At 71.7% G+C, this 21,985-nt stretch carries 13 protein-coding genes and 2 riboswitches; of the genes, 10 read left to right on the top strand and 3 right to left on the bottom strand.

The window, feature by feature from the left end; all coding sequences use genetic code 11:
• Nucleotides 1–98: 98 nt before the first annotated feature.
• On the top strand, nucleotides 99–1,229 hold the full coding sequence (locus tag MXD61_RS03615) for an acetate/propionate family kinase (protein WP_248811435.1): 1,131 nt from the start codon (nucleotides 99–101) through the stop codon (nucleotides 1,227–1,229).
• Between the two features lies 1 nt (nucleotide 1,230).
• On the opposite strand, the gene MXD61_RS03610 is transcribed toward MXD61_RS03615, so the two are convergent.
• Nucleotides 1,231–3,636 (bottom strand): phosphoketolase, encoded by a 2,406-nt coding sequence (locus MXD61_RS03610; RefSeq protein ID WP_248811434.1) that lies wholly within the window; start codon nucleotides 3,634–3,636, stop codon nucleotides 1,231–1,233.
• Between the two features lie 380 nt (nucleotides 3,637–4,016).
• Nucleotides 4,017–4,967: a zinc-binding dehydrogenase gene (locus tag MXD61_RS03605; RefSeq protein ID WP_248811433.1), complete on the bottom strand. Its 951-nt coding sequence runs from the start codon at nucleotides 4,965–4,967 to the stop codon at nucleotides 4,017–4,019.
• Nucleotides 4,968–5,478: 511 nt separating this feature from the next.
• Here MXD61_RS03605 and MXD61_RS03600 point away from each other — a divergent pair.
• On the top strand, nucleotides 5,479–5,859 hold the full coding sequence (locus MXD61_RS03600) for a hypothetical protein (RefSeq protein ID WP_163550855.1): 381 nt from the start codon (nucleotides 5,479–5,481) through the stop codon (nucleotides 5,857–5,859).
• A 96-nt stretch (nucleotides 5,860–5,955) separates the two neighbouring features.
• On the opposite strand, the gene MXD61_RS03595 is transcribed toward MXD61_RS03600, so the two are convergent.
• Complete coding sequence (locus MXD61_RS03595; protein ID WP_248811432.1) at nucleotides 5,956–7,785, bottom strand: hypothetical protein; 1,830 nt, start codon at nucleotides 7,783–7,785, stop codon at nucleotides 5,956–5,958.
• Nucleotides 7,786–8,615: 830 nt separating this feature from the next.
• Between MXD61_RS03595 and MXD61_RS03590 the strand changes: the two genes are divergently transcribed.
• The 8 genes from MXD61_RS03590 to MXD61_RS03555 all read left to right on the top strand — a co-directional run bounded on the left by MXD61_RS03590 (nucleotide 8,616) and on the right by MXD61_RS03555 (nucleotide 21,870).
• Nucleotides 8,616–9,620 (top strand): AAA family ATPase, encoded by a 1,005-nt coding sequence (locus MXD61_RS03590; protein ID WP_374628380.1) that lies wholly within the window; start codon nucleotides 8,616–8,618, stop codon nucleotides 9,618–9,620.
• 362 nt (nucleotides 9,621–9,982) lie between these two features.
• A complete protein-coding gene (locus MXD61_RS03585; protein WP_248811431.1) occupies nucleotides 9,983–11,713 on the top strand; it encodes a DUF58 domain-containing protein in 1,731 nt (576 codons plus the stop codon).
• Nucleotides 11,710–14,241 carry a transglutaminase-like domain-containing protein gene (locus MXD61_RS03580; protein WP_248811430.1) on the top strand — a complete coding sequence of 844 codons (2,532 nt, stop codon included), beginning with the start codon at nucleotides 11,710–11,712 and terminating at the stop codon, nucleotides 14,239–14,241. The genes MXD61_RS03585 and MXD61_RS03580 overlap by 4 nt, the downstream gene beginning before the upstream one ends.
• Nucleotides 14,242–14,261: 20 nt before the next feature.
• A complete protein-coding gene (locus tag MXD61_RS03575; protein WP_163547483.1) occupies nucleotides 14,262–14,471 on the top strand; it encodes a hypothetical protein in 210 nt (69 codons plus the stop codon).
• Nucleotides 14,472–14,677: 206 nt separating this feature from the next.
• Complete coding sequence (locus MXD61_RS03570; protein ID WP_248811429.1) at nucleotides 14,678–15,427, top strand: PIG-L deacetylase family protein; 750 nt, start codon at nucleotides 14,678–14,680, stop codon at nucleotides 15,425–15,427.
• 138 nt (nucleotides 15,428–15,565) lie between these two features.
• A riboswitch (glycine riboswitch) is annotated at nucleotides 15,566–15,661 on the top strand.
• Nucleotides 15,662–15,790: riboswitch (glycine riboswitch) on the top strand.
• 60 nt (nucleotides 15,791–15,850) lie between these two features.
• On the top strand, nucleotides 15,851–18,853 hold the full coding sequence (gcvP, locus tag MXD61_RS03565) for an aminomethyl-transferring glycine dehydrogenase (protein ID WP_248811428.1): 3,003 nt from the start codon (nucleotides 15,851–15,853) through the stop codon (nucleotides 18,851–18,853).
• A 513-nt stretch (nucleotides 18,854–19,366) separates the two neighbouring features.
• On the top strand, nucleotides 19,367–20,119 hold the full coding sequence (locus MXD61_RS03560; RefSeq protein WP_374628378.1) for an FkbM family methyltransferase: 753 nt from the start codon (nucleotides 19,367–19,369) through the stop codon (nucleotides 20,117–20,119).
• 680 nt (nucleotides 20,120–20,799) lie between these two features.
• Nucleotides 20,800–21,870 (top strand): hypothetical protein, encoded by a 1,071-nt coding sequence (locus MXD61_RS03555; protein WP_248811426.1) that lies wholly within the window; start codon nucleotides 20,800–20,802, stop codon nucleotides 21,868–21,870.
• Nucleotides 21,871–21,985: the final 115 nt, after the last annotated feature.

Genomic DNA, 21,985 nt, shown 5'->3' with positions numbered 1-21,985 from the left:
GGCGGCGTCCGCGTCGGCTCACGCTGGCGTCCGTCCGGGGAGGCAGGATGTCGGACTCGCGGTCCTTGAGGCGAACGAGTGATCGGCCGGGTGGCGGCGTGCGTCCACCGGGCGAGAGCACCGGTGTGCTGGTGGTCAACGCCGGGTCGTCGAGCCTGAAGCTGCGGCTGCTGGACCCGTCCGGCGGGCTGCTGTGGGCCGACGACCGAGCTGCCGACGACCGCCTCGACGGCGTGTTCGCGCAGGTGGCGGAGTTCGGTGGGGTGCGGGCGGTCGGGCACCGGTTCGTCCATGGTGGGCCGGATCTGCTGCGCCCGACACTGATCGACGCGGGTGTCGAGGCGCGGCTGCGCGCGCGGACCAGCCTGGCGCCGCTGCACATGCCGGCGGCGCTGGCGGGGGTGGCGGCGGTGCGGGCCGCCGCGCCGGAGCTGGCGCAGGTGGCCTGTTTCGACACCGCCTTTCATGCCTCGCTGCCGGCGGCGGCGTCGACGTACGCGATCCCGGCGCGGTGGCGTGAGCGGTACGGCATCCGCCGGTACGGGTTTCACGGGCTGTCGCACGCCTATGCGTCGCGGCGTGCGGCCGAGCTGCTCGGGCCACCCGGGTCGGGTGGGTCGGGTGGGAGTGAGCGGCCCTGGGTGGTGACGTGTCATCTGGGATCGGGTGGGTCGCTGGCGGCGGTGGCCGCGGGGGTGTGCCGGGACACGACGATGGGGTTCACGCCGTTGGAGGGCCTGGTCATGGGCACCCGGTCGGGCAGCGTCGATCCCGGCGCGCTGCTGTGGCTGGTCCGCCAGGCGGGGCTTTCCGTGGACGAGGTGGGCGACGGGCTCGAGCACGAGTCCGGTCTGCTGGGCCTGGCGGGCAGCGCCGACATGCGCCAGGTGCTGGCCATGGCCGGGGCGGGGTCGCCGTCGGCCCGGCTGGCGCTGGAGGTGTACCAGCATCGGCTGCGCGGGCTGGTCGCCGCGATGGTCGCCGCACTGGGTGGGCTGGACGCGCTGGTGTTCACCGGTGGGATCGGTGAGGCCTCGGCCGAGATCCGTGCCGAGGCCGCCGCCGGGCTGGGTTTCCTGGGGGTGCGGGTGGACGCCACGAGGAACACCGGCCACCGGGGCGGTGACGCCGAGATCGGCGTGCCGGACGCCCCGGTCCGGGTGTTCGTCGTCGAGGCCAGGGAGGACATCGAGATAGCCCGTGGGGTCCGGGTCGCGCTGGCCGGGTGAGTCAGCTCGGCTGGTTGGCCCACGTCCAGTCGCGGATCTCGGGCAGGTCCTCGAAGTGTTCGATGATGTGGGCGTGGTGGCGGGCGAGCTGGTCCTGGCAGTAGCTGACCAGGCGGTCGGAGCCGGCCGGGGTCACCCGGGCGAACTCGAGGGCGAGCTGGGCGAGATGGTAGCGGCTGACCTGGTTGCGCACGACCATGTCGAACGGTGTTGTCGTGGTGCCCTGCTCCATGAAACCCCGGACGTGGAAACGGTCGGCGTTCGGCCGTCCGTGCAGAAGCTGGTGGACGCCCCGGCTGTAGCCGTGGAAACCGACGACGACGTCGGTCGAATCGGTGAACAGCGCACGGAACATCGCCGAGGAGAAACCGTGCGGATGCAGATCGGAGCGCAGCAGCGCCATCAGGTCGATGACGTTGACGACCCGGACGGCCAGATCCGGGACGAACGTGTGGAGCAGTTCGGCGGCGGCGAGGATCTCCATGGTCGGGACGTCACCGATACCGGCCAGGACGATGTCGGCGTCGCGGCGGAGGGTTCTCTCGGTGCCGGCCCAGTCCCAGACGGAACCGCCGCGGGCGGCGTGCTCGGCGGCTTCGCCCGCGGTGAGGTACTGGTGGTGCGGCTGCTTGTCGGCGACGATCAGGTTGACGTGATCGTGGCTGCGCAGGCAGTGGTCGGCGACCGAGAGCAGGGTGTTCGCGTCCGGTGGCAGCCAGACGCGAACCACCCCGGGGGAGAGCGGGACGACGGTGTCGATCAGCCCCGGCCCCTGGTGGGAGAAACCGTTGTGGTCGTTACGCCAGCAGGTGCTGGTCAGCAGGACGTTGAGGCTGGGCACCGGCGCCCGCCAGGCCAGCCGGCTGGCCTCCTGCAACCATTTGGTGTGCTGGATCAGCATGGACGCCGACACCATCGCGAACGCCTCGTAGGTGGCGAACAGTCCGTGCCGGCCGGTGAGCGTGTAGGCCTCGAGCCAGCCCTGGCACAGATGCTCGGACAGGACCTCCATCACCCGGCCGTTCGGTGAGACCCGGTCATCGCGCGGGTCGATCGCCGCGACCAGGCAGCGGTCGGAGACGTCGAGCACGGCGTCAAGTCGGTTACTGGCCAGCTCGTCCGGGCTGAACACCCGGAAGGTGCTCGGGTTGTCCCGGTAGGCGTCGGCCAGCAGCCGACCGAGTCGGCGGGTCGGTTCGTGCAGCTGGCTGCCGCGGGCCTGGGGGTCGACGTCGATCGCGTACGTTCGCCAGTCGCGCAGCCGCAGTGCCTCGGTGCGTCGTCCTCCGTTGGCGTAGCTGGAGGAACCCAGCCGCGACGAGCCGGACGGGGCGAGCGCGGCCAGCTCGGCGATCAGCGCGCCCTCCTTGTCGAACAGCCGCTGCGGCTGGTAGGAGCGCAGCCACGCCTCGAGCTGGGCCAGATGGGCCGGATTGTCACGGACGTGCGCCAGCGGCACCTGATGGGCCCGGAACGTCCCTTCGACCATGATTCCGTCCACCTCGTGGGGCCCTGTCCAGCCCTTGGGGGTCCGTAGCACGATCATCGGCCAGATCGGCGCCTCGGTGATGACCGCCCCCGGCGCCCGGGCCGCCCGCTGGATCTCCCGGATGCGGGTGTACGCGGTGCGCAGGGCCGCGTCGAACGCCCGGTGCACCGCCGGGACGTCGTCGCCCTCCACCCACAGCACGTCGTAGCCGTGGCCGGTGAACAGAGCCGTCACCCGCTGCCGGGGCAGCCGGCCCAGCACCGTCGGATTGGCGATCTTGTACTGGTTCAGGTTGAGGATCGGCAGGACGGCCCCATCATGGGCCGGGTTGAGGAAGTCGACGCCCTTCCAGCTGCCCTCCAACGGGCCGGTCTCGGCCTCGCCGTCCCCGACCACCGCCGCGACCAGCAGGTCCGGATGGTCGAAGGCCGCGCCGAAGGCGTGGATGAGGGCATAACCAAGTTCGCCACCCTCGTGGATCGACCCGGGCGTCGGAACGCTGACATGGCTGGGAATCCCACCGGGCGTGGAGAAACGCCGCACCAGCTGCCGCAGCCCCGCCTCGTCCTTCGACACACCCGGATAGATCTCCGAATAGGTGCCTTCCAGATACGTGTTCGCGACCAGCGCCGGCCCGCCGTGACCCGGACCCGCGACGTAGAGAACGTCCTGACCGCTGTGCCGGACCAGCCGGTTCAGGTGCGCGTAGATCAGGTTCAGCGCCGGGGACGTGCCCCAGTGGCCGAGCAGCCGGGGTTTGACGTCCTCACGGGACAACGGCCGGCGCAGCAGCGGATTGTCCAGCAGGTAGATCTGCGCGACCGTCAGATAGTTCGCCGCGTTCCAGTAGTCGACCAGCCGGTCGAGGTCGGCGGAATCCAGGACGGAATCGCCGCCGTACGCATCCAGATCCGTCACAGCCCATCCTCTCCGGACGGGCAGGGCAGTGGCGCGTCGGCCACCGGGCCGATCGATACGAGCACGCCCGACCGGGCCTTCGTCATCGTCATGGGGTCAGCGTCGCGTCGTTTCGACATGCGGTGTACGGACTTTTCGTCGCCACTGTCGGTGCCGAAGGTCCCGGGCCGCAGGGACCGGTGAGCTCGCGTCGGCGGTGTCGCCACGGGTTCGTGTCCATCCCGCACATTGGGCCACACCGGCCGACGGTTCGCTGGTAACCGCGCGGGCGCCACGGCAGACCGTGCCGTGGCGTGCCGTGGGCGGCGGGCTCTGGCGTGGCCGGGCTCTGGTGTGGCGGGCCTTGGTGTGGCGGGCCTTGGTGTAGCCGGGCTCTGGTGTCAGGGGATGAGGAGGGTCTTGCCGAGCGTGGCCCGGTTCTCGATCGCCTGGTGGGCCGCGGCGGCCTCGGCCAGGGGGAAGGTCTGGCCGATGATCGGGCGCAGCCGCCCGGCCGCCGCGTGTGCGAGAGCCTGCGCGGCGAGCGTGCGCAGCTGAGCCGGCGTCGGTGCGGCACCGGCGATCACCGTCACGTCGGCGGGCGGCTCGGTCCAGCTGCCGCTGGCCATCCCGTGGCTGCTCAGGCGCCCACCGGGTCGCAGGGCGGTCAGGGCCTGGGCGCCGATCTCCCCACCGATACCGTCGTGGATCAGGTCGACACCCGTACCGCCGGTGACCTCGATGACCTCCCGGGCCCAGCCCGGACGCGCGTAGTCGACGTAGCTGGCGGCGCCCAGCGACAGCACCAGCTCGCGTTTGGTGTCACCGCGGGCGGCGCCGATCACGGTGGCACCGGCGGCCGTCGCGAGCTGGACGAGCAGGCTGCCCAGCCCGCCACCGGCCGCCTCGACCAGGACCGACTCGCCGGGGTGCACGTCGGCCTGGTTGTGCAGCAGAAGGGCGGTGCGACCGTCGGCCAGCAGCGCCACCGCGTCGGGCAGCTCGACGGCGGGAGGCACCAGGATCAGATCGGCCGCGTCGGCGACGGCGAGCTCCGCATAACCACCGGCGCCCCCGGTCGTGGTGACGACCAGCGCCTCGGCCAGCGCCTGGTCGACATCTGGCCCGAGGGCGACGACCCGACCGCCGACACCGTTACCCGGCACGCGAGGCAACGCCGGGAGGTTGTGCTGTGCCGGGCCGCGACCGGCTCTGACCTGCGTCTCGACGAAAGTGATGCCGGCGTATTCGACCGCCACCAGTACCTGACCGGGGCCGGGAACCGGATTCGCGAGCTCGCGGACCGTGAGAACGTCCGGCCCGCCGAACCGATCCATCACCACGGCGCGCACAATCGCCACCATAACCTGGCGGGCGGCGTGGGATGGGCGGTCAGGGACCATCGGTCCTTACCGAGGCGATTACCCGTTTTCCGCGTCCAGGCCGGGTATGTACTGCGGTCCCAGTCTTTGTCGCGGGTCTACCTGTGTCCTTGGCTGTCGTTCGTTGGTCGTGGAGAGCGGGGCGTCGCGTATGGCCAGGAGGACGGATTTCAGGAGCGCCGGCGGGAGAGCGCGTCCGCTCGCCGCTCTGGTGGTGGTCGCCGCGCTGGTGGCCGCCTGCGGTGGTTCGAGCTCCGATGGCGCCGCGCGACCTTCGGTGGCCGTGTCGCCGTCGGCGTCCCCGTCGCCGTCGGGGTCCGGTGGCCCGGGTAGCGCCGCGACGGGGGCCGCGGCCGGTGGGGGTGCGACCTCGAGCGCGGATCCCGGGGGTCCGATCGGGGGAGCGCGCTCTGCTGCGCGCAGCTGGTCCGACCAGCCCGCTTCGGCTCCGGCGCCGGCACCGACCACGCCCGTTCGGGTGGTGTCACTGCGCAGCGCGCCGAACGAGGAGAACGGCGTCCGCTACGAACGTCTGGTCGTCGAGTTCACCGGCGGGACGCCCGGCTATCAGGCGCGGTATGTCACCGAGGTGATCCGACCTGGCTCGGGAGCGCCGCTGCCGCTGGTCGGCCAGGCCCAGCTTGAGCTGGTACTGAGTTCGGCGTCCGCGCATGACGACCAGGGCGCGTCCACACTGCGCACCGCCGCGAGCGGGCAGGACTCCACCGGCGCCCTGAGCTATGCCGTCGCCGGGGACTTCGAGGGCATGGTGCACATCGGAATCGGTCTGCCCCGGGCCACCGAGTTCCGGATCGTCAGCCTGAGCTCACCGGACCGACTGGCCATCGACTTCCGTTCCTGACCCACGCGGGACGGCCCTGGTCCGGGCGCCGCGCTGGTGCTGCTGCCCTGCCACGGTGCTCCGGGACAGCGGTGCTCCGGGACAGCGGTGCTCCGATCAGCGCCTGGCCGGGGCGGGGGCGTCCCGGGTGGCGCCGGTGCCAGGTTCGCCCGCGGGTGTGGGGGGCGGATGGGGGATGTTCGGCAGTGTGCTGGGGCTGGTGATGGGCGGTACCGGGGTCTGGATGGGGGAGGTGGCCACGGTCGTCGGTCGTGGCGGCTGCGTCCCTGGCCCGGCCGGGCCAGGGATGTCGGCGGTGTCGGGTTGCCCGCCCGGCCCGCCCCGCGGGTGGGGTGTGGCCCGCGGGGTCGGCCCGCTGGGGGCGCCGTCGGGGAGGGTTGACGACGGCCGTGGCCGGGGTGGTGCGGGCGGCAGCGGACGTGGCGGGATGGTGTCCGCCTGACCGGCCAGGCCGGCTGGCTGCTTCGACAGCACCAGCTGTCGATCCCCACGGATCAGGACGAGCTCCGCGCTGTCCGGGTCGTTGATCCAGACCCGGTCACCGTCGAGGCTCACCGTCAGCGCTGGCCTGCCACCGTCCGCGCCGGTGAGGGCGGGGCCGGGCCTGATGGGTGTGGTGAAACTCCGCCGCCCGCGGTCGAAGACCAGGACGACGCCGCCGTCGTGGTCGGGCAGAAAGATCCGTTCGTCCTGCCAGACCGGGGCCGTCAACCGGCGCGTCGGCGCGGCCGCCGGTTGCGCACCGCCCGGCCCGCCGGGCAGCCCGCCCGGTACGGGCGCGACCACGGCGGCGGCAGGCCCGACTGGCCCGGCCTGCCCAGTCGCCCCAGCCACTCCAGCTGGCCCGGTCGGGCTGGTGAGGCCGGCGGGTCGGTCGATGTCGGGCAGTCCGGACGGTGCCGTGGCGGCGGCAGGCGTGCTGGCGGAGATCGTGCTGGCGGGAGGCACGCTGGCGGGGATGTCGATGGAGGTCACCCCGCCGCGCGCCAGGTCGGCGAGCAGGAGCCGGCCGGACCTCGTGTCGATCACAAGAACAAGGTCGCGGGGAGACCGGGCCGCCGCGACCAGAGCCGTGACGGACCCTCGAGCAGAGCCCGGACCTGCGCCGCCGTTAGCCGTGGCGCCGCCGTTAGCCGCTGTGGCACCGCTGTCACCTGTGGCACCGCCATTAGTGCCGGTGCCGGTGCCGGTGCCGGTGTCGGTGTCGGTGTCGGCTGGCGGTACGGCGAGGGCGGTGGTTCGACCGGGTTGTCCGTCCACCAGGGGCACCAGGGTCGCTGCCGTGGCGTCCAGGACGACTGGCTGATCACCGGAGAGCACCATGTCGATGGCATGGCCCGGTGGGGCCACGCGGATCGGGGCGGCCGGCACGCCACGCATGATCGGGACCACCGAGCCGCTGGCCCGCACGGGTGCCCACAGCGTGCCGTCCGCCGTCTGGGCGGTGGTGCCGAGCGGACCGCCGAGATCCAGGGTCGGTCCGGTCGGCGTCAACCGCTTCCGGTCCAGGCGGATGACCCGCCCAGACGCGCTGTCGATGACCCCGACCGCGTCGGGTGCCACGTCGACGCTGGCCCCGGCGGGCAGGGTGACAGAGCGGGCCGGCGCCAGCCGTTGCGGCTCCACCAGGTGCAGCAGGTGCGCATCCGAGTCCGCGACCAGCAGGTCTGGGCCGTCCGCAAGGACCGTCAGGTGATGGCTCGCGGCGGCCGGGATGGTGATCGCCGCGTCGGCCCGTCCGGTGGTGCTCTGCAGATGGGTGATGAGGCCGGCGGTGTTCCAGGGTAGCCAGACATCCGCGTCCGAGGACGACAGCGCGACGGGTGCGATCCCCGTGGCGCAGAACACGACGGCGCCGGTGAGACCGGCCGCCGCCGCGGCCGAGATGACGGTGGCCATCCTGCGTCGCCCCTGCCCGAAGACCACGATGGGTTTCTCCCCCCATGCTCATGCCCCGACAGGGGGGTGAGTAGGACCGCGGCACACAGGCACCGCGGCACGGCAGAAGCAGGAGTGCGCACGCGCCGCACGGCTGACCCGGTGCGAAAGGGGAGGCAGGGCGGTGTCCGTGCGAGCGTGCCACCCCGCCCATCCGCACGGACACCGCCTGGTGAGTGCCTTGGGAGGGGCGCAGCACTCACCATGACCCGTGCGCACTGCCCAATGCACACGGGAAGTAATTGTGTTTCGCGTCAATACATTGTTGGACGAGTGGCCGTCCGGTTGGGTGGCGCGTCCCTCTCGCCGGGTTAGACGCGACGCCCCGCCGACAGGTTGCAACCTGATTGCTGCCAATCGTGATGATCTCTCGTCGGTGTAGCCGACCATCTCGAGACGACCTCGTCAGGTGACGGACATGTCTGCTGGCCGACCATCAGGTCAACAACTTGTCCGGGTCATGGCACAACGAAAGTCGTTCGTCCGTCGTCTACCGATGTGGAACGGGAACGCACATCCGGCGACGGCCGGGCGGCGATCGTTCCCGGGCGGATCCCCCCACCGTCCGACTGGCGGACCGGGTCGGTCGTCCCCCCTACCGGCCTGGTCCGCCTTCCCATCCACGTCCCACCCCTGTCGGTCCCACCCGCCAGCCTCAGGTCCCCGCCAGCCTCAGACCCCCACCAGTACCGGGTTCCTTCAACGCCTCACCCGTCACCTCGACCGCAGCCGGATCCTGACCAGCTCGCCTGGTCCTGCCCCAAGGAGCGCACGGTGATGAGCAGTCAGATCTCCTCCGATCCGACCGGCGGTACGGGGTGACGGGGCACGGCGATGGCACCGGTCCACTGCGCGGTGACGAGTTCGGGATAGCGGAGTTCGCCGCGGTCTTCCGGGACGTCGTCACGAACGTCGAAAAGGTGATCCGGGGTAAGCGTGACGTTGTTGAACTCGCCACGATCTGCCTGTTCGCCGAAGGCCACCTGCTTGTGGAGGACGTTCCCGGGCTCGGCAAGACATCGCTGGCTCGCAGCCTCGCCGCCTCGGTGAACGCCGGCTGCCAGCGCATCCAGTTCACCCCTGACCTGCTGCCGGCCGACATCACCGGAACCATGGTCTACAACCAGCGGACCCAGGAGTTCGGCTTTCGGGCCGGTCCGGTGTTCACCAATATCGTGATCGGCGACGAGATCAACCGTGCCTCCCCCAAGACACAGTCGGCGTTGCTGGAGGTGATGGAGGAGGGCCGGGTCACCTCCGACGGCACAAGCTATCCGGTGCCTCAGCCGTTCATGGTCGTGGCCACGCAGAACCCGATCGACATGGACGGCACCTACAGCCTTCCCGAGGCCCAGCTGGATCGCTTCCTCATGCGACTGCGGATGGGATACCCCTCCCTTGACGCCGAACTGGAGATCCTCGAGGGCAGGCAGGTGGGCCGCGCGGTGGACGACCTGCAGCCGGTGATGCGGGCCGAGGACGTCCTGGCCCGATCGGCCCAGACACTGGCCGTGCACGTCGCCCCCAACCTGCGCCGGTACCTGGTCCAACTGGTCGCTGCCACCCGGACCATCCCCGACATCGTCCGGCTGGGGGCGAGCCCACGAGGCAGCATCGCGCTGCTGCGCGCGGTGCAGGTCCGCGCGGCCGCACACGGGCGGGTCTTCGCCACGCCCGACGACGCCAAGGCGGTCGCCGGTGCCGTGCTCGCCCACCGGCTCGTGCTGAGCCCGGAAGCGGAGCTGCGGCGCGTGGTGGCCGAGGACGTGGTCGACGAGATCCTGCAGTCCGTTCCCTCGCCGCGTCGGCTGCTCGGGATCTGACCGTGCCATCCCGGGGACGACCATCGCGTCCCGACGACCAGACGACCACGATGCGCCGCGCCAGCAGGACCGAGGCGGACACCCGTCCACTACGCGCTGACCGGGCTGACCGGGCTGGGCACTCGGGGCCAGAACGTGGCCCGTGGCGCACCCCGCGGACGCCGCCGACCGGACCACTCGCCCGCGGGCTGGGCGAGCGGCACCGGCCGCGACCCACCGATCCGGTCGATGACCCTCCTGCGGGTCCGGCCGCGGCACGCCCAGCTGAGGTGTCCGGATGGCGATCCTCCCTCGCCCCGGATCCCACGTCCCATCCCGTGCCCGGTCCTGGCCCCAGCCCCGGACGCCCGCCCGATCCCGCCATGCGGGCCGACGACCCGCCCGCATGGCGACCCGCCCGAGAACCGGCCAGCCGAGAGCTGGTCGAGGCCGGAGCCGAAGGCAGAGCCCGGACGAGGACCCACCGCCGGACCAGCGCCGAGTTCGGGACCACCACCGGGATCGGTACGACGACCGGGACCACCACCGGGACTGATGCCGCGCAGCCGGCGGTGGGCACGGTTACGCCGGGGAGGGCACGGGCGGGCCGCTCACGGCTGCGGCCGACACCGCTGGGATGGGGCCTGCTCGCCACAGCGGCGGTGCTGCTGGCCGGGGCACGGCTGGTGCACTACCCCGAGGTAGCGGTGCTCGGCGGGACGGCCGCCGCCGCCGTGGCGCTGTCCCTGATCGTCGCGGTGCGCCAGCCACGGGCGTCCGCCGAACTGCGGGTGTCGCCGCATCGGGTGGCGCGGGGCGAACCCGCCACCCTGATGATCATTTTGCGTAATCACTCCAGGTGGACGGCGCCTTCCTTCGTGCTGCGCCTGCCGCTGACGACGACCGTCCCCCGTTCGGAGCAGGACATGGCCAGCGCCCGCCCGTACCCGTCCGATGACGGGTCCGCCGCGCCGGCGGGAGACTCGCTGGCGTCCGACAGCGAGCGATCCGACAGCGAGCTGTCGCGTGGCGAGTCGTCGCGTCGCGATCGCGCCTCCGCGCGGGTGCTTGTTCCGATCAGCCGACTGCCTGGCGCTGGTACCCGCACCATCGAGGTGGTCCTGCCGACCGAGGAGCGCGGGATGATCACGGTCGGGCCGGTTGAGATAACCCGGTCGGACCCGTTTGGTCTGGTCCTTCGTAGCCAGCGGCTGCCCGGCACCGCGACCCTGCACGTCCGGCCCATCGTCGCACCGCTCGCACCGCTCGCCTCGGCTCCCTCGCGTGAACCGGACGGTCAGACCGGGCATGGCACGGCCGGGGGACTCGAGATCCACACGCTGCGGCCGTACGCGACAGGCGAGGACCTTCGCCTGGTGCACTGGCCCTCGAGCGCGCGGGCAGGCGAGCTGATGGTCCGCACGCACATGGACCCCACGGAGCCCGCGGCCACCGTGGTGCTCGATGTCCGACGTGACGCGTACCCCCCCGGTGGGGCTGGACGGGCGGCGTTCGAGGCGGCCGTCGATGTGGCGGCCGCCGCGGTGATGACCTGCGCGCGGGAGGCGTTCGGCGTGCGCCTGGTGACCACGGCCGGACTACGCGTCCTCGGCCGCCGCCGACGGCGCGACGCCGACCTGCTCCTCGACGAACTGGCCACCGTCGAGTGGGCCGACGACGCCACCCTGGACGTTCTCGGGACGCTGCGGCGCGGTGGACTCGGCACGCTCGTCCTGGTGACCGGAGGTTTTGACCGGGCCGCGGTGGCTGCCCTCACCCCGGTGGGCCATGCCTACGGCCGGGTGGTGCTGGTGCGGGTCGGGCCGAGATCCGAGGCGACCGCCCGAGCGGTCCTGCGACGTGACTCGGGTGAGCGGGCCCGGCTGCGGCCGGTATCGCCCACGCGGGCCAGCGAGGTTGTCTCCGGCCGGTCGCTGGTCGCGGGCGCGGTTGCCGCGCGGCGCGGCGCGGCGCACCTGAGCCGGGTCGGTGCTGGTCCGGGCCGGGCTGGGCGACTGACCGTCATCGATGTTCCCGACGCGGCGGCGCTGGCCGGAAGGTGGCCGGCGACCTGGCCGCGAGGGTTCGGCGTCGCGGGGGAGCGAGGTCGATGAGCGGGCGTCACCGTCTGATCGCCGTGCTGCTGGCCGGTGGGCTGTCGTTCGTCGGCGGCCTCGGCTGGCGTCGGGTGATCACCGGGCCCGAGGTCCTGGTGGATGTCGCCGCCGCCGTGATCATCCCGGTGGTGCTGGTCGCGGTCCTGAGTGGCCGACACCAGCCGCCGTCACCGATCGTGACGGTGGTCGCGTGGGGCGGCGGGTTCGTCGCCTGGGCCGCGGCGACCGTCGCCGTCCCAGCGGGCGGGCTGTGGTCCCGGTTGCATCTGGTCGCGGTGGGGATGGTCACCGGGTGGGCACGTCTGCTGGACACGGCTGTCCCAGCGCCGGCCGAGCCGGAGCTGCTGATGGGACCGGTCGCGTTGACCTGGCTGGCGACGGCGATCGGCGCCGAGCTGGTCGTCCGCACCCGTACCCGGTTGCTGCCCGCACTACCCGGGCTGGTGCTGTTTCTGGTCACGGTGAGTTACGCCACCGCGTCGGGTGGCTCGGATCTGCCGTCCGCCGCCGGGTTCGCCGCGCTCGCCGCCCTGCTGGTACGGGTTCGTCATCCCCGGGTCGAGCTGCCCTGGCCCGGTCGGGTCAGGCCCGGGCGGCCTGACCCCGGCAGCGTGCTGGAGGGCCCCGGCCGCCCGCCCGGCCGGTTGACCACGCTGGCCCGCACGGGGGGTGCCGTGATCGGTGTGGTCGCGGTGGGGATCGGACTGGCCGGCGGCCCGCTGCGGGTCGACGACCACCCGCGCATCGATCCGCGCGCCTATCGCGCGACCGCCGCCACGGGCACGGGCACGGGCACGGGCACGGTGGAGCTCAGCCCGTTGAGTCGGCTCGCGGGTTGGACCGCCCATCCGCAGCAGGTCCTGTTCCAGGCCGCGCTGACCTCCGCGACCGCCGGGCCGGCGGCGTTGCGGCTGGCCGTGCTCGATGACTACGACGGCGCCACCTGGACCTCCAGTACCCGCTACCTGCCGGCGGGCGCGAGTACCGCGGGCTGTCCCGAGACCACTGGTCCGGCCACCCCCGGATCGGGCCACGACGGCGCGCGGGTCGCTGGCGCCGCGTCCGCGCCGGTGACCCAGGAGCTGACCATCGCCGGACTGGGCGGTCAGCTCGTCCCGGTGCTGGCCGAGCCCAGGCAGTTCGTCGTGCTCCCGGGCACGCCCGATCCGGGCACGCCCACCACCGACGGCGCGGTGACGGGCGGCTCCGCGGTCGCCGCGGGCCAGGTGACGCGGGGACGATTCGCGGTGGCGGCCTGTGACGGCGTGCTGGTGCGGACCGAGCCGCTCACGGCTGGTACCCGGCTGCGGGTGCGGTCCTGGCCGCAGGCCGTGCCCACGGCGGGCCAGACGCTCACCCTGGCCGCCGCCAGCACGCCCGCCGACGCCCGTGCGCGCGCGCTGCCAGCCGGCATGCCACCGGTCCTGCGCGGCCTGGCCACGATCGCCACCGCCGGTGGCACCTCGCCCTACCAGCGGGCCGCACTGCTGCGGCAGTACCTGCGGACGAACTTCGTGTTCGATCCGGCCGCCCCCGCGGGACACAGCCTCGCGCAGGTCACCCACTTCCTCGAGCAGACCAGGCGCGGGACCTCCGAGCAGTTCGCCACCGCCTTCGTGCTCGCCGCCCGCCTGCTTGGTCTACCCGCCCGGCTCGTCGTCGGTTTCAGCGTGTCCGGGGCGGATACCGCCGCCGCCCGCCCGGTCCGCGGCGCCGACGCCCTGGCCTGGGCCGAGATCCACTTCGCCGGCACCGGCTGGATGCCCTTCTTCCCGACGCCGATGGCGGCCGACGCGCGTGGCGCCGTTGTCGCCGGCGCCACGCAGGGTGAGTCCACGGCGCAGGCCGAACTCGTCAACGCGGTGCTGGGCACCACGGTGGACGTCCCCACCGGCCCACCGCGGCCTGACACCGGGACGGCGGCGCACCACCACCCGTCCGGGCCCTCGCCGGCCTGGTCCGACCGGGGGCGGGGCATCCGGGTGGCGGGGACGGCGACCCTGCTCGTGCTGACCGGCTATCTCGGCCTGGCCTTCGCGCTGCCTGGACTACGCCGCCGCCGGGCCCGGCGGCGCGGCACCGAACGGACGCGGATCGTCGCGGCCTGGCTTCACGCGCTGGATCTCCTGGCCCGATCGGGCCAGCCGATGCCGGCCGCCGCGAGTCCCGTCGAGGTGGTGGACGCCGCCAGTCAGACGGGTGAACCGGCCGGGACAGCGCTGCGCGGCCTGGCGGAGCTGGCCACCGTCGCCCTGTTCGGTGATCCAGGCGACGATCGGCGACGGACCGCGACCGGCCGTGGCGCCGCCGCCGAGGCCTGGCGGCTGGCCGACGCGCTGGACCAGGCACTGCGCGCATCCGTGCCACGCCGTCGCCGCGTCGCCCAGCGGATCGCGCCCGCCGCGGTGGCCGCCGAGATCCGTGCGGCCGCGGGCCGGCGCCGGGCCGGTTCCGAAGATCGAAAAACACCCCGCCCGATAGCGAATGGTTCTCAGTCGATTACATCGGGTATTGCAGCTCGGTAGGTGACCTGGGAGGAGCAGTCATGGTCCAGAGACCGAAGCGAACTGACGCACCCCTGGCCTGGCCGGGGCACACCCGGCCCGCCGGGGCGGATACGTCCAACGAGGAGATGGCCCGACAGGTGGCGAGCCAGACCTCGTCCGATCGGATGGCGGAGGAGGTCTTCCGGCGGGAGCACGACGGGGCGCTGACCGACAAGGAGGCGGCCAAGAGCGAGCTGCTGCATCGGTGACCAGCCGCGTCGGCGAGCTGTGGGGCCGGCGAGCTGTGGGGCCGGCGAGCTGGGGGGCCGGCGATCTGGGGGGCCGGCGATCTGGGGGGCCGGCGAGCTGTGGGGCCGGCGAGTTCCGGGGCCGGTGAACTGCGGGGCCGGTGAACTGCGGGGCCGGTGGGGTGTTCGTCCGGCGTGGCGGGCCGTGGTGCCGTATGCAGGAAGGCATGGGACTCGACGCAGAGCGGCCGTTCACCGATGCCGGCACCCCCGCGTCGGTCTGGCAGCAGTGGGAGCCGGGCTGGCCGGAGTTCGACCTGACCGACCCCCCGCCGCGGGTGGTGGTCGTCGCCCCCCATCCAGACGATGAGGTGCTCGGTGTCGGGGGGCTGCTCGTGCGGCTCAGTGAGCTGGGCACGCGGATCACGGTGGTGGCGGTGACCGACGGGGACGGCTCGCATCCCGGCTCGCCCACCCTCTCGGCGCGCCAGCTCGCCCAGCACCGGATCGCCGAGCAGCACGCGGCCCTGACGGCGCTGGGCCTCGGGCAGGCGCCGGTGCACCGTGCGGAACTGCCGGACGGCCAGGTCACCGGCCACGAGGCCACCCTGGCCGCGTTCGTGGAGCCACTGCTGACCGCCGATACCTGGGTTCTCACCACCTGGCGTGGCGATCGACATCCCGATCACGAGGCGACGGGACGCGCGGCGGCGCTGGCCGCGCGGCGCGCCGGGGCCCGGCTGGTGGAGTATCCCGTCTGGACGTGGCACTGGGCGGTGCCGGCCGATCCGGCGGTGCCCTGGTCGCGGGCGAGGTCGGTGTCCCTGCCCGAACGGGTGGTGCGCGACCGGCGGCGGGCCGTCGACTGCTACCACACGCAGATCGCCCCGCTGTCGGAGCATCCCGCCGACGCCGCCGTGCTTCCCCCGCCGTTTCTGGCGCGGTTGCTGCGGGCGAGCGAGACCGTCTTCGTCTGAGGGCACCGGCGGCCGTGGCTACCGCAGTGGCAGCCGCAGTGGCAGCCACGGCGGCGGGTGTGGGAGTTACGGAGACGGGTGGCCGCGGGTCGCCATCGCGGCTAGTCTTCGACGTACAAACTGCATACCGCTGCCGCTCACACCCGTGCGGGAGAGTCCCGGTCGCTCTGTGCCGGGACGCCGAAGGAGCAAGCTCTCCCCATAAACTCTCAGGCCCCCAACCGCCGGGTCAGGCAACTCTGGAAAGTGGACGTCCAGGCGTCCCGCCGACGGTGAAAGTCGCCCCGACCTCGCGCGCCGCCCGTCAGGGCGAGCTCGCGATCGAGGCGCGGCGAAGCTCTCAGGCCATATGACAGAGGGGGAGGCCCGTCGCGGCGCCGATGCGTCTCTGTCGGTTCTGCCTGACCTCCGGAGCGGCCTCTCATGCATGACGGCAGCGAGCAGAACGTCCCGCCGGTGGCGGTGCCACCCGGTTCCTATCCGCGTTTCGCCGACCGCCACATCGGCCCGGACCACAGCGCCCGTAAGGCGATGCTGGCCACGCTTGGTCATGACTCGCTGCGGTCCCTGACGGATGCGGCCGTGCCCGCGCTCATCGCCGACCGGTCCCTCGATCTTCCGCTTGCGCTCGACGAACCGGCCGTGCTGGCCGCGTTGCGGGCACTCGGTCGGGCGAACCGGCCGGTGCCCTCGATGATCGGCCTCGGCTTTCACCCGGCGGTGATGCCCGGCGTCATCCAGCGCAACGTGTTGGAGAACCCAGCCTGGTACACGGCCTACACGCCGTACCAGCCGGAGATCTCCCAGGGCCGGCTCGAGGCCCTGCTCAACTTCCAGACCATGATCACAGATCTGACCGGGTTGGCGGTGGCCGGCGCGTCGCTGTTGGACGAGCCCACAGCGGCGGCCGAGGCCATGCAGATCGCGTTGCGCCGGGCCAGGGGCGGGCGGCGGGTCTACCTCGTCGACGCCGACACGCTTCCGCAGACGATCGCGGTCGTGGCGACCCGCGCCGAGGCCCTGGGCGCCACCGTCCACCTCGTGGACCTCTCGGACGGCCCGTCCGGCGGCGACGGGCTTGCGGCGGTGCCGGCGGAGCTGCTCGACGCGGCGTTCGGGCTGCTGGTGTCCTACCCGGGGCCCAGCGGAGCGCTGCGTGAGCATCGGGAGGTGTTCGCGCGGGCCCGTGAGCGTGGCCTCATCGTCACCGTCGCCGCCGATCTGCTGGCGCTCACCCTGCTGCGCTCACCCGGCGAACTCGGCGCGGACATCGCGGTCGGAAGCACCCAGCGGTTCGGTCTGCCGCTGTCGTTCGGTGGGCCGCACGCCGGCTACCTCGCCGTGCGTTCCGGTCTCGAACGCACGCTGCCCGGTCGGCTGGTCGGGGTGTCCATCGACGCGGCCGGTGACCCGGCCTACCGGCTCACCCTGCAGACCCGGGAACAGCACATTCGCCGGGAGAAGGCGACGAGCAACATCTGCACGGCCCAGGTGCTGCCCGCGGTGCTCGCCTCGATGTACGCGGTCTACCACGGCCCGCAGGGCCTGGCGGGGATCGCGCGGCGGGTCCACGGGCTCGCGGTGCGCCTCGCCGAGGGGTTGCGCGTCGGTGGAGTCACCCTCGGTGACTCGTCGTTCTTCGACACGGTCATCGCCGCGGCGCCGGGCCGCGCCGGCGAGGTGGTGGCCGCGGCACTGGAACACGGGGTGAACCTCCGTCTCGTCGATGACGACCACGTGGGCATCTCCTGCAACGAGACGACGGTGGAGGCGGATCTTCGGGCCGTCTGGGCCGCCTTCGGGGTGCCGCCGGCGGCGGCGGCCGAGGTGACGGCGCAGGCCGAACTGGACGGGCCGATCCCGACGACGACCGCGGTCGCGCTGCCCACGGAGCTGGTGCGCACCGACAGGTACCTCGAGCATCCGGTGTTTCACGAGCACCGCTCCGAGACGGCGATGCTGCGCTATCTGCGCCGGCTGTCCGATCTCGATCTCGCCCTCGACCGCGGCATGATCCCGCTTGGTTCCTGCACGATGAAACTCAACGCCACGACCGAGATGGCCGCGGTCACCTGGCCGGAGTTCGCCGACATCCATCCGTATGCCCCGCTTGACCAGGCTGCCGGTTATCTCACCCTGATCCGCGATCTGGAGGAATGGCTCGCCCGGATCACCGGATATGCCGGTGTCTCGGTGCAGCCGAACGCCGGCAGCCAGGGCGAACTGGCCGGGCTGCTGGCCATCCGCGCCTATCACCGGGACCACACACCGGCCGGTGCGCCCGTGCGTGACGTGTGCCTGATCCCGTCGTCCGCCCATGGTACGAACGCGGCCAGCGCCGCGATGGCGGGAATGCGCGTCGTCGTCGTCGCGTGTGACGCTGACGGAAACGTCGATCTCGACGATCTCGCCCGCGCCGCCCGCACGCACACCGAGGTCCTGGCCGCGCTGATGGTCACCTATCCGTCGACGCATGGTGTGTACGAGGAGGGCATCGGTCAGGCCTGTGCCCTCGTGCACGAGGCGGGCGGTCTGGTCTACGTCGACGGGGCGAACCTGAACGCGCTGGTCGGTCTGGCCAAGCCCGGGCAGTTCGGTGCTGATGTCAGCCATCTGAACCTGCACAAGACCTTCTGCATTCCGCACGGCGGTGGCGGTCCGGGGGTCGGGCCGGTAGCCGTCGGCGAGAGACTGCTGCCGTATCTGCCGAACCATCCGCTGCGCGCCGAGGCCGGTCCGGCGACCGGGGTCGGCCCCATCTCCGGGTCGCCCTGGGGTTCCGCCGGCATCCTCATGATCCCGTGGGCGTATATCCAGATGATGGGGGCGGACGGTCTGCGGGAGGCCACCTCGGTGGCCGTGCTCAATGCCAACTACATCGCCCACCGGCTACGCCCGCACTATCCCGTCCTCTACTCCGGACGGGGCGGCCTCGTCGCACACGAGTGCGTTCTTGACCTGCGGCCGCTGACGCGCGCCACCGGCGTCACCGTGGACGACGTGGCGAAACGCCTCATCGACTACGGCTTTCACGCACCGACGATGTCCTTTCCGGTGGCCGGCACCCTGATGGTGGAGCCCACGGAAAGCGAGGACCTGGGCGAGATCGACCGCTTCTGCGACGCGATGACCGCCATCCGGGCGGAGGCGGACAAGGTCGGCGACGGCACCTGGCCGCTCGAGGACAATCCGCTGCGCAACGCGCCGCACACCGCGGCGATGGTGACCGCCGACGAGTGGGCGCACCCGTATCCGCGTTCGGTCGCCGCCTATCCGGTGGCCACGCTGCGTACCGGAAAGTACTGGCCGCCGGTGCGGCGTATCGACGGGGCCTACGGCGACCGCAACCTGATGTGCACCTGCCCGCCGGTCGCCTCCTTCGCCGAACCGGTGGACGAGCCGGCGACGCTCGCGACCGTCGGCTGACACCCGACCGGTCGCCCCCGGGCGGTGGACGGAGGTCCCTGGGACCGGCGCCCCCGCCGGGGATCGCCGTGCGGGCATGTCAGCTGCCCGCACGGCGATCCGCGCGTCGGCGGCCGCGCTCCGCCCGGTCGTTGGCATGTAGCTGACCCACGGCGGGTCCTGTCCGGGTGGGGACGTAACGGGACCGGCACACGTCCGTCCCGTCGCTTGTTATTTTTTGCGTGATGCTGCGGTGCGTTAAAGTAGTGAATCCTCGCGGAAAGTAGCCGACTTTGCGGCTCAGTGTCATTTCTGGTCGTTCTCGGCGACTCTTCCCCAGCGTGAGGTATTGCTCGCAGGCTGGCGTTCCGTAGTCGAGGAACCGCTCCGCGGAAGGGCCTGCGGGTCCGTTGGGCCACCCTGCTGTTGACCACGGATGGACCGGCGCCAATAGTTGGACCCACCCGTCCGGTGGAAATCGGGGTCTGCTGCACTCGGGCGGGTCGTAGCTGGGACAACGGAAGGGCGGGGCCAATGGATCCGCGAATGGAGAAACAGCTTGCCGCACTCCGCCGTAAGGCGGTGGATCTGGGGCTCGGGCCGGCGCTGAAGCTGGTTCGAGACAATGTTGTGCCGACTGCGCGGCGTAACCGAAACGATGATCGACATCTGGCGTTGCTGATGTCGTTCGTACTCACCGAGACGTCGAACTGTATTGATGTGGGTGCGCACCGTGGCGATGTGCTGCGGACGATCCTGCGGCACGCGCCGCACGGAACCCATGTCGCCTACGAGCCGCTGCCGCACATGGCCGCCACCCTGCGGGCCGACTTTCCCACCGTCGACGTGCGTCAGGCCGCGCTGTCCGACGCGCCGGGCGTGCTGCCCTTCACCTATGTGCGCAGCCGGCCGGCCTACAGCGGGCTGCGTGACCGGGTGCCGGACACCGAGGATGTCGAGCAGATCGAGGTCACCGTCGAGGTCCTCGACGACGTGCTGCCGGTGGACTACCATCCGACACTGATCAAGGTGGATGTCGAGGGCGCCGAATACGGCGTCTTCCGTGGCGCCACCAAGCTGATCGCGAACAGCCGCCCGCACCTGGTGTTCGAGTTCGGCGCCGGGGCCCGCGACTACGGGACGTCGGCGGACGACATGTATCTGCTGATCGACGGTGATCTCGGCCTTCGGATCTTCGACCTCGACGGCGAGGGCCCCTACACCCTGCCGAAGTTCCGGGACACGTTCGAGACGGGGCGGCACTTCAACTTCGTCGCGCACCCCTGAGCCGGCACGTCCGGGTGGGCACGCGCACCCACCCATGATGTGATGAAGATCACATAATCTCCTTTCGTGTGGTGCTCCGCTCGTTCCCCCCGCTTCGGGTCGCGCCGTGGCCGGTGCGCTTCCTGGGCGGGGGTGCGACCGGGGCGGGGCAGGTCCGGGCGGGCTCATCCCGGCGATGCCGGCCTGGCATCGCCGGGTCGATGTGCGGGTACTTCTCTCCCACCCACCCAGATGGTCCCGACTCTGAGTGTCCGTTCGGATGCGAATGGTGCTGATTTCGCCGAATCCGCCGCTCGCGGACGGCGCGGCGTGATCGCCACCTGCCGGGACGGCAGCGGCGGATACCAGCCGGTAAACGGGGGGAGTGACGGATTCGGTCGCAACGCCGATACTTTGACGCTCCGGCACGTGTCATGTGTCGGAGCGGTCGTACCCGGGAGACCGTGAAGTCGATGCGGCGAACCCGGCGTACGGGAGGTACTGGAAACGGCCAGGTCACCGGAATCCAGGTGATGGTCGGACCGTAGCGGACGGAGGTGGCTAATCCACGGTCGGCGGCACGACCGGAAATTCCGCCAGGCTGTGTGATTCACCCCGCTGTCCACCGACGGATCCCCACCCCACCCGCTCCGCTGCCGGGCGATCCGTACCCCCACAAAGGTCACGAGAGAGGGGCGTCCGTGCGAACGCTCGAACCCACCGGCCTCGACCTCGACGCGATCGAGGCGGACAAGCTTGCCAAGGGCATCACCCTGAGCCTGCTGATCCCTGCCCGTGGCCCGGAGGCCGCCCGAACACTCGGCGATATCATCGCGCGGGATCGGCAGCACTGGATGCAGGAACGCCGGGTCCTGGACGAGATCGGCGTGGTCGTCGATCCCACCTCCGACGGCGATGAGCATGATCTGATGCGCATCGCGACCGAAGCCGGCGCGAGCTGGGTCGTGCGGGGAAACTCGGTGCTGCAGCGGCATGCCGGCCGCGAGGACACGACGACCGGCGGAAAGGCCGGGGCGATGCGCAGCCTCGCCTATCTCGCCTTCGGAAACCGGCTGATCTTTCACGACGCCGACCTGGAAAGTTACGATCCCGCGACGGTGGGGGTTCTCGCCGCGGCCACGACCGCCGGCAATGCCCCGCTGTTCGTGAACGGTAGTTCGCGAAGGGTGACCGGTGACGGCCAGCCCGGCGGGCGCACGACCGAGATGCTGCGGTCGTTGCTGTCGAAACAGCTCGCCCGCTACGTGCCGTCGATCACCCGCACGCTCCAGCCACTGATCGGCGAGTTCGTCATCGACGCGGATGTCTTCGCCTCGCTGGCCTTCTCGCGCGGCTATGGGGTCGAAACATCCCTGAAGGTACTGGCCCTGGATCTGTTGGACTACTCCGACAGCCTGCAGATCGAACTGCCGATCAAGTACCAGGTCGGCCAGCATTACCACGCACTGGTAAAGCAGTTCCATGAGATCAGTTTCACAATCGATGTTCTTGAGGCCTACTTCCAGCGGCGTCGGGTCGACCCGCATGTGGCGATCTGGCAGATCGCCGACAACTACGACCTGTTGTTTCCGGGTCGTACCTACTCCCTGCACCGTCCGTCGGGTTACGACGACGCGGACTTCGTGCCGCGCCTGGGGTTCTACCAGCCACTCGCGACCGCGCCGGCCTACCAGGCCCGGCTTCCCGAGATCAAGAGCTCTCGCCGACAGGCCCTGGACACCCTCGGCCGCCAGTTGCGGGCCTCCGCCTGACCCTGCTCGACGTGACCGGTCCGATCTCCTGAGTCAGGCACTGACAGGGGGACGGACCGGTCATTGTGCGCACAAACGACCTTGACGTGGCGCACCGGTCGCGAACAGTGTCTCT

Origin of the sequence: Frankia sp. AgPm24, assembly GCF_023243055.1 — a bacterium.
In the GTDB taxonomy this organism is placed as follows: Bacteria; Actinomycetota; Actinomycetes; order Frankiales; family Frankiaceae; genus Frankia; species Frankia umida.
The sequence above is the reverse complement of the archived record's forward strand: the minus strand, read 5'-3'. Positions and strand labels throughout refer to the sequence as shown.

Bases quoted from the DNA above. Each gene is read 5' to 3' on its own strand.
- MXD61_RS03585 (WP_248811431.1), top strand. From the start codon at position 9,983: ATGCGGGCCGACGACCCGCCCGCATGGCGACCCGCCCGAGAACCGGCC.
- MXD61_RS03560 (WP_374628378.1), top strand. From the start codon at position 19,367: ATGGATCCGCGAATGGAGAAACAGCTTGCCGCACTCCGCCGTAAGGCG.
- gcvP (WP_248811428.1), top strand. From the start codon at position 15,851: ATGCATGACGGCAGCGAGCAGAACGTCCCGCCGGTGGCGGTGCCACCC.
- MXD61_RS03575 (WP_163547483.1), top strand. From the start codon at position 14,262: ATGGTCCAGAGACCGAAGCGAACTGACGCACCCCTGGCCTGGCCGGGG.
- MXD61_RS03580 (WP_248811430.1), top strand. From the start codon at position 11,710: ATGAGCGGGCGTCACCGTCTGATCGCCGTGCTGCTGGCCGGTGGGCTG.
- MXD61_RS03570 (WP_248811429.1), top strand. From the start codon at position 14,678: ATGGGACTCGACGCAGAGCGGCCGTTCACCGATGCCGGCACCCCCGCG.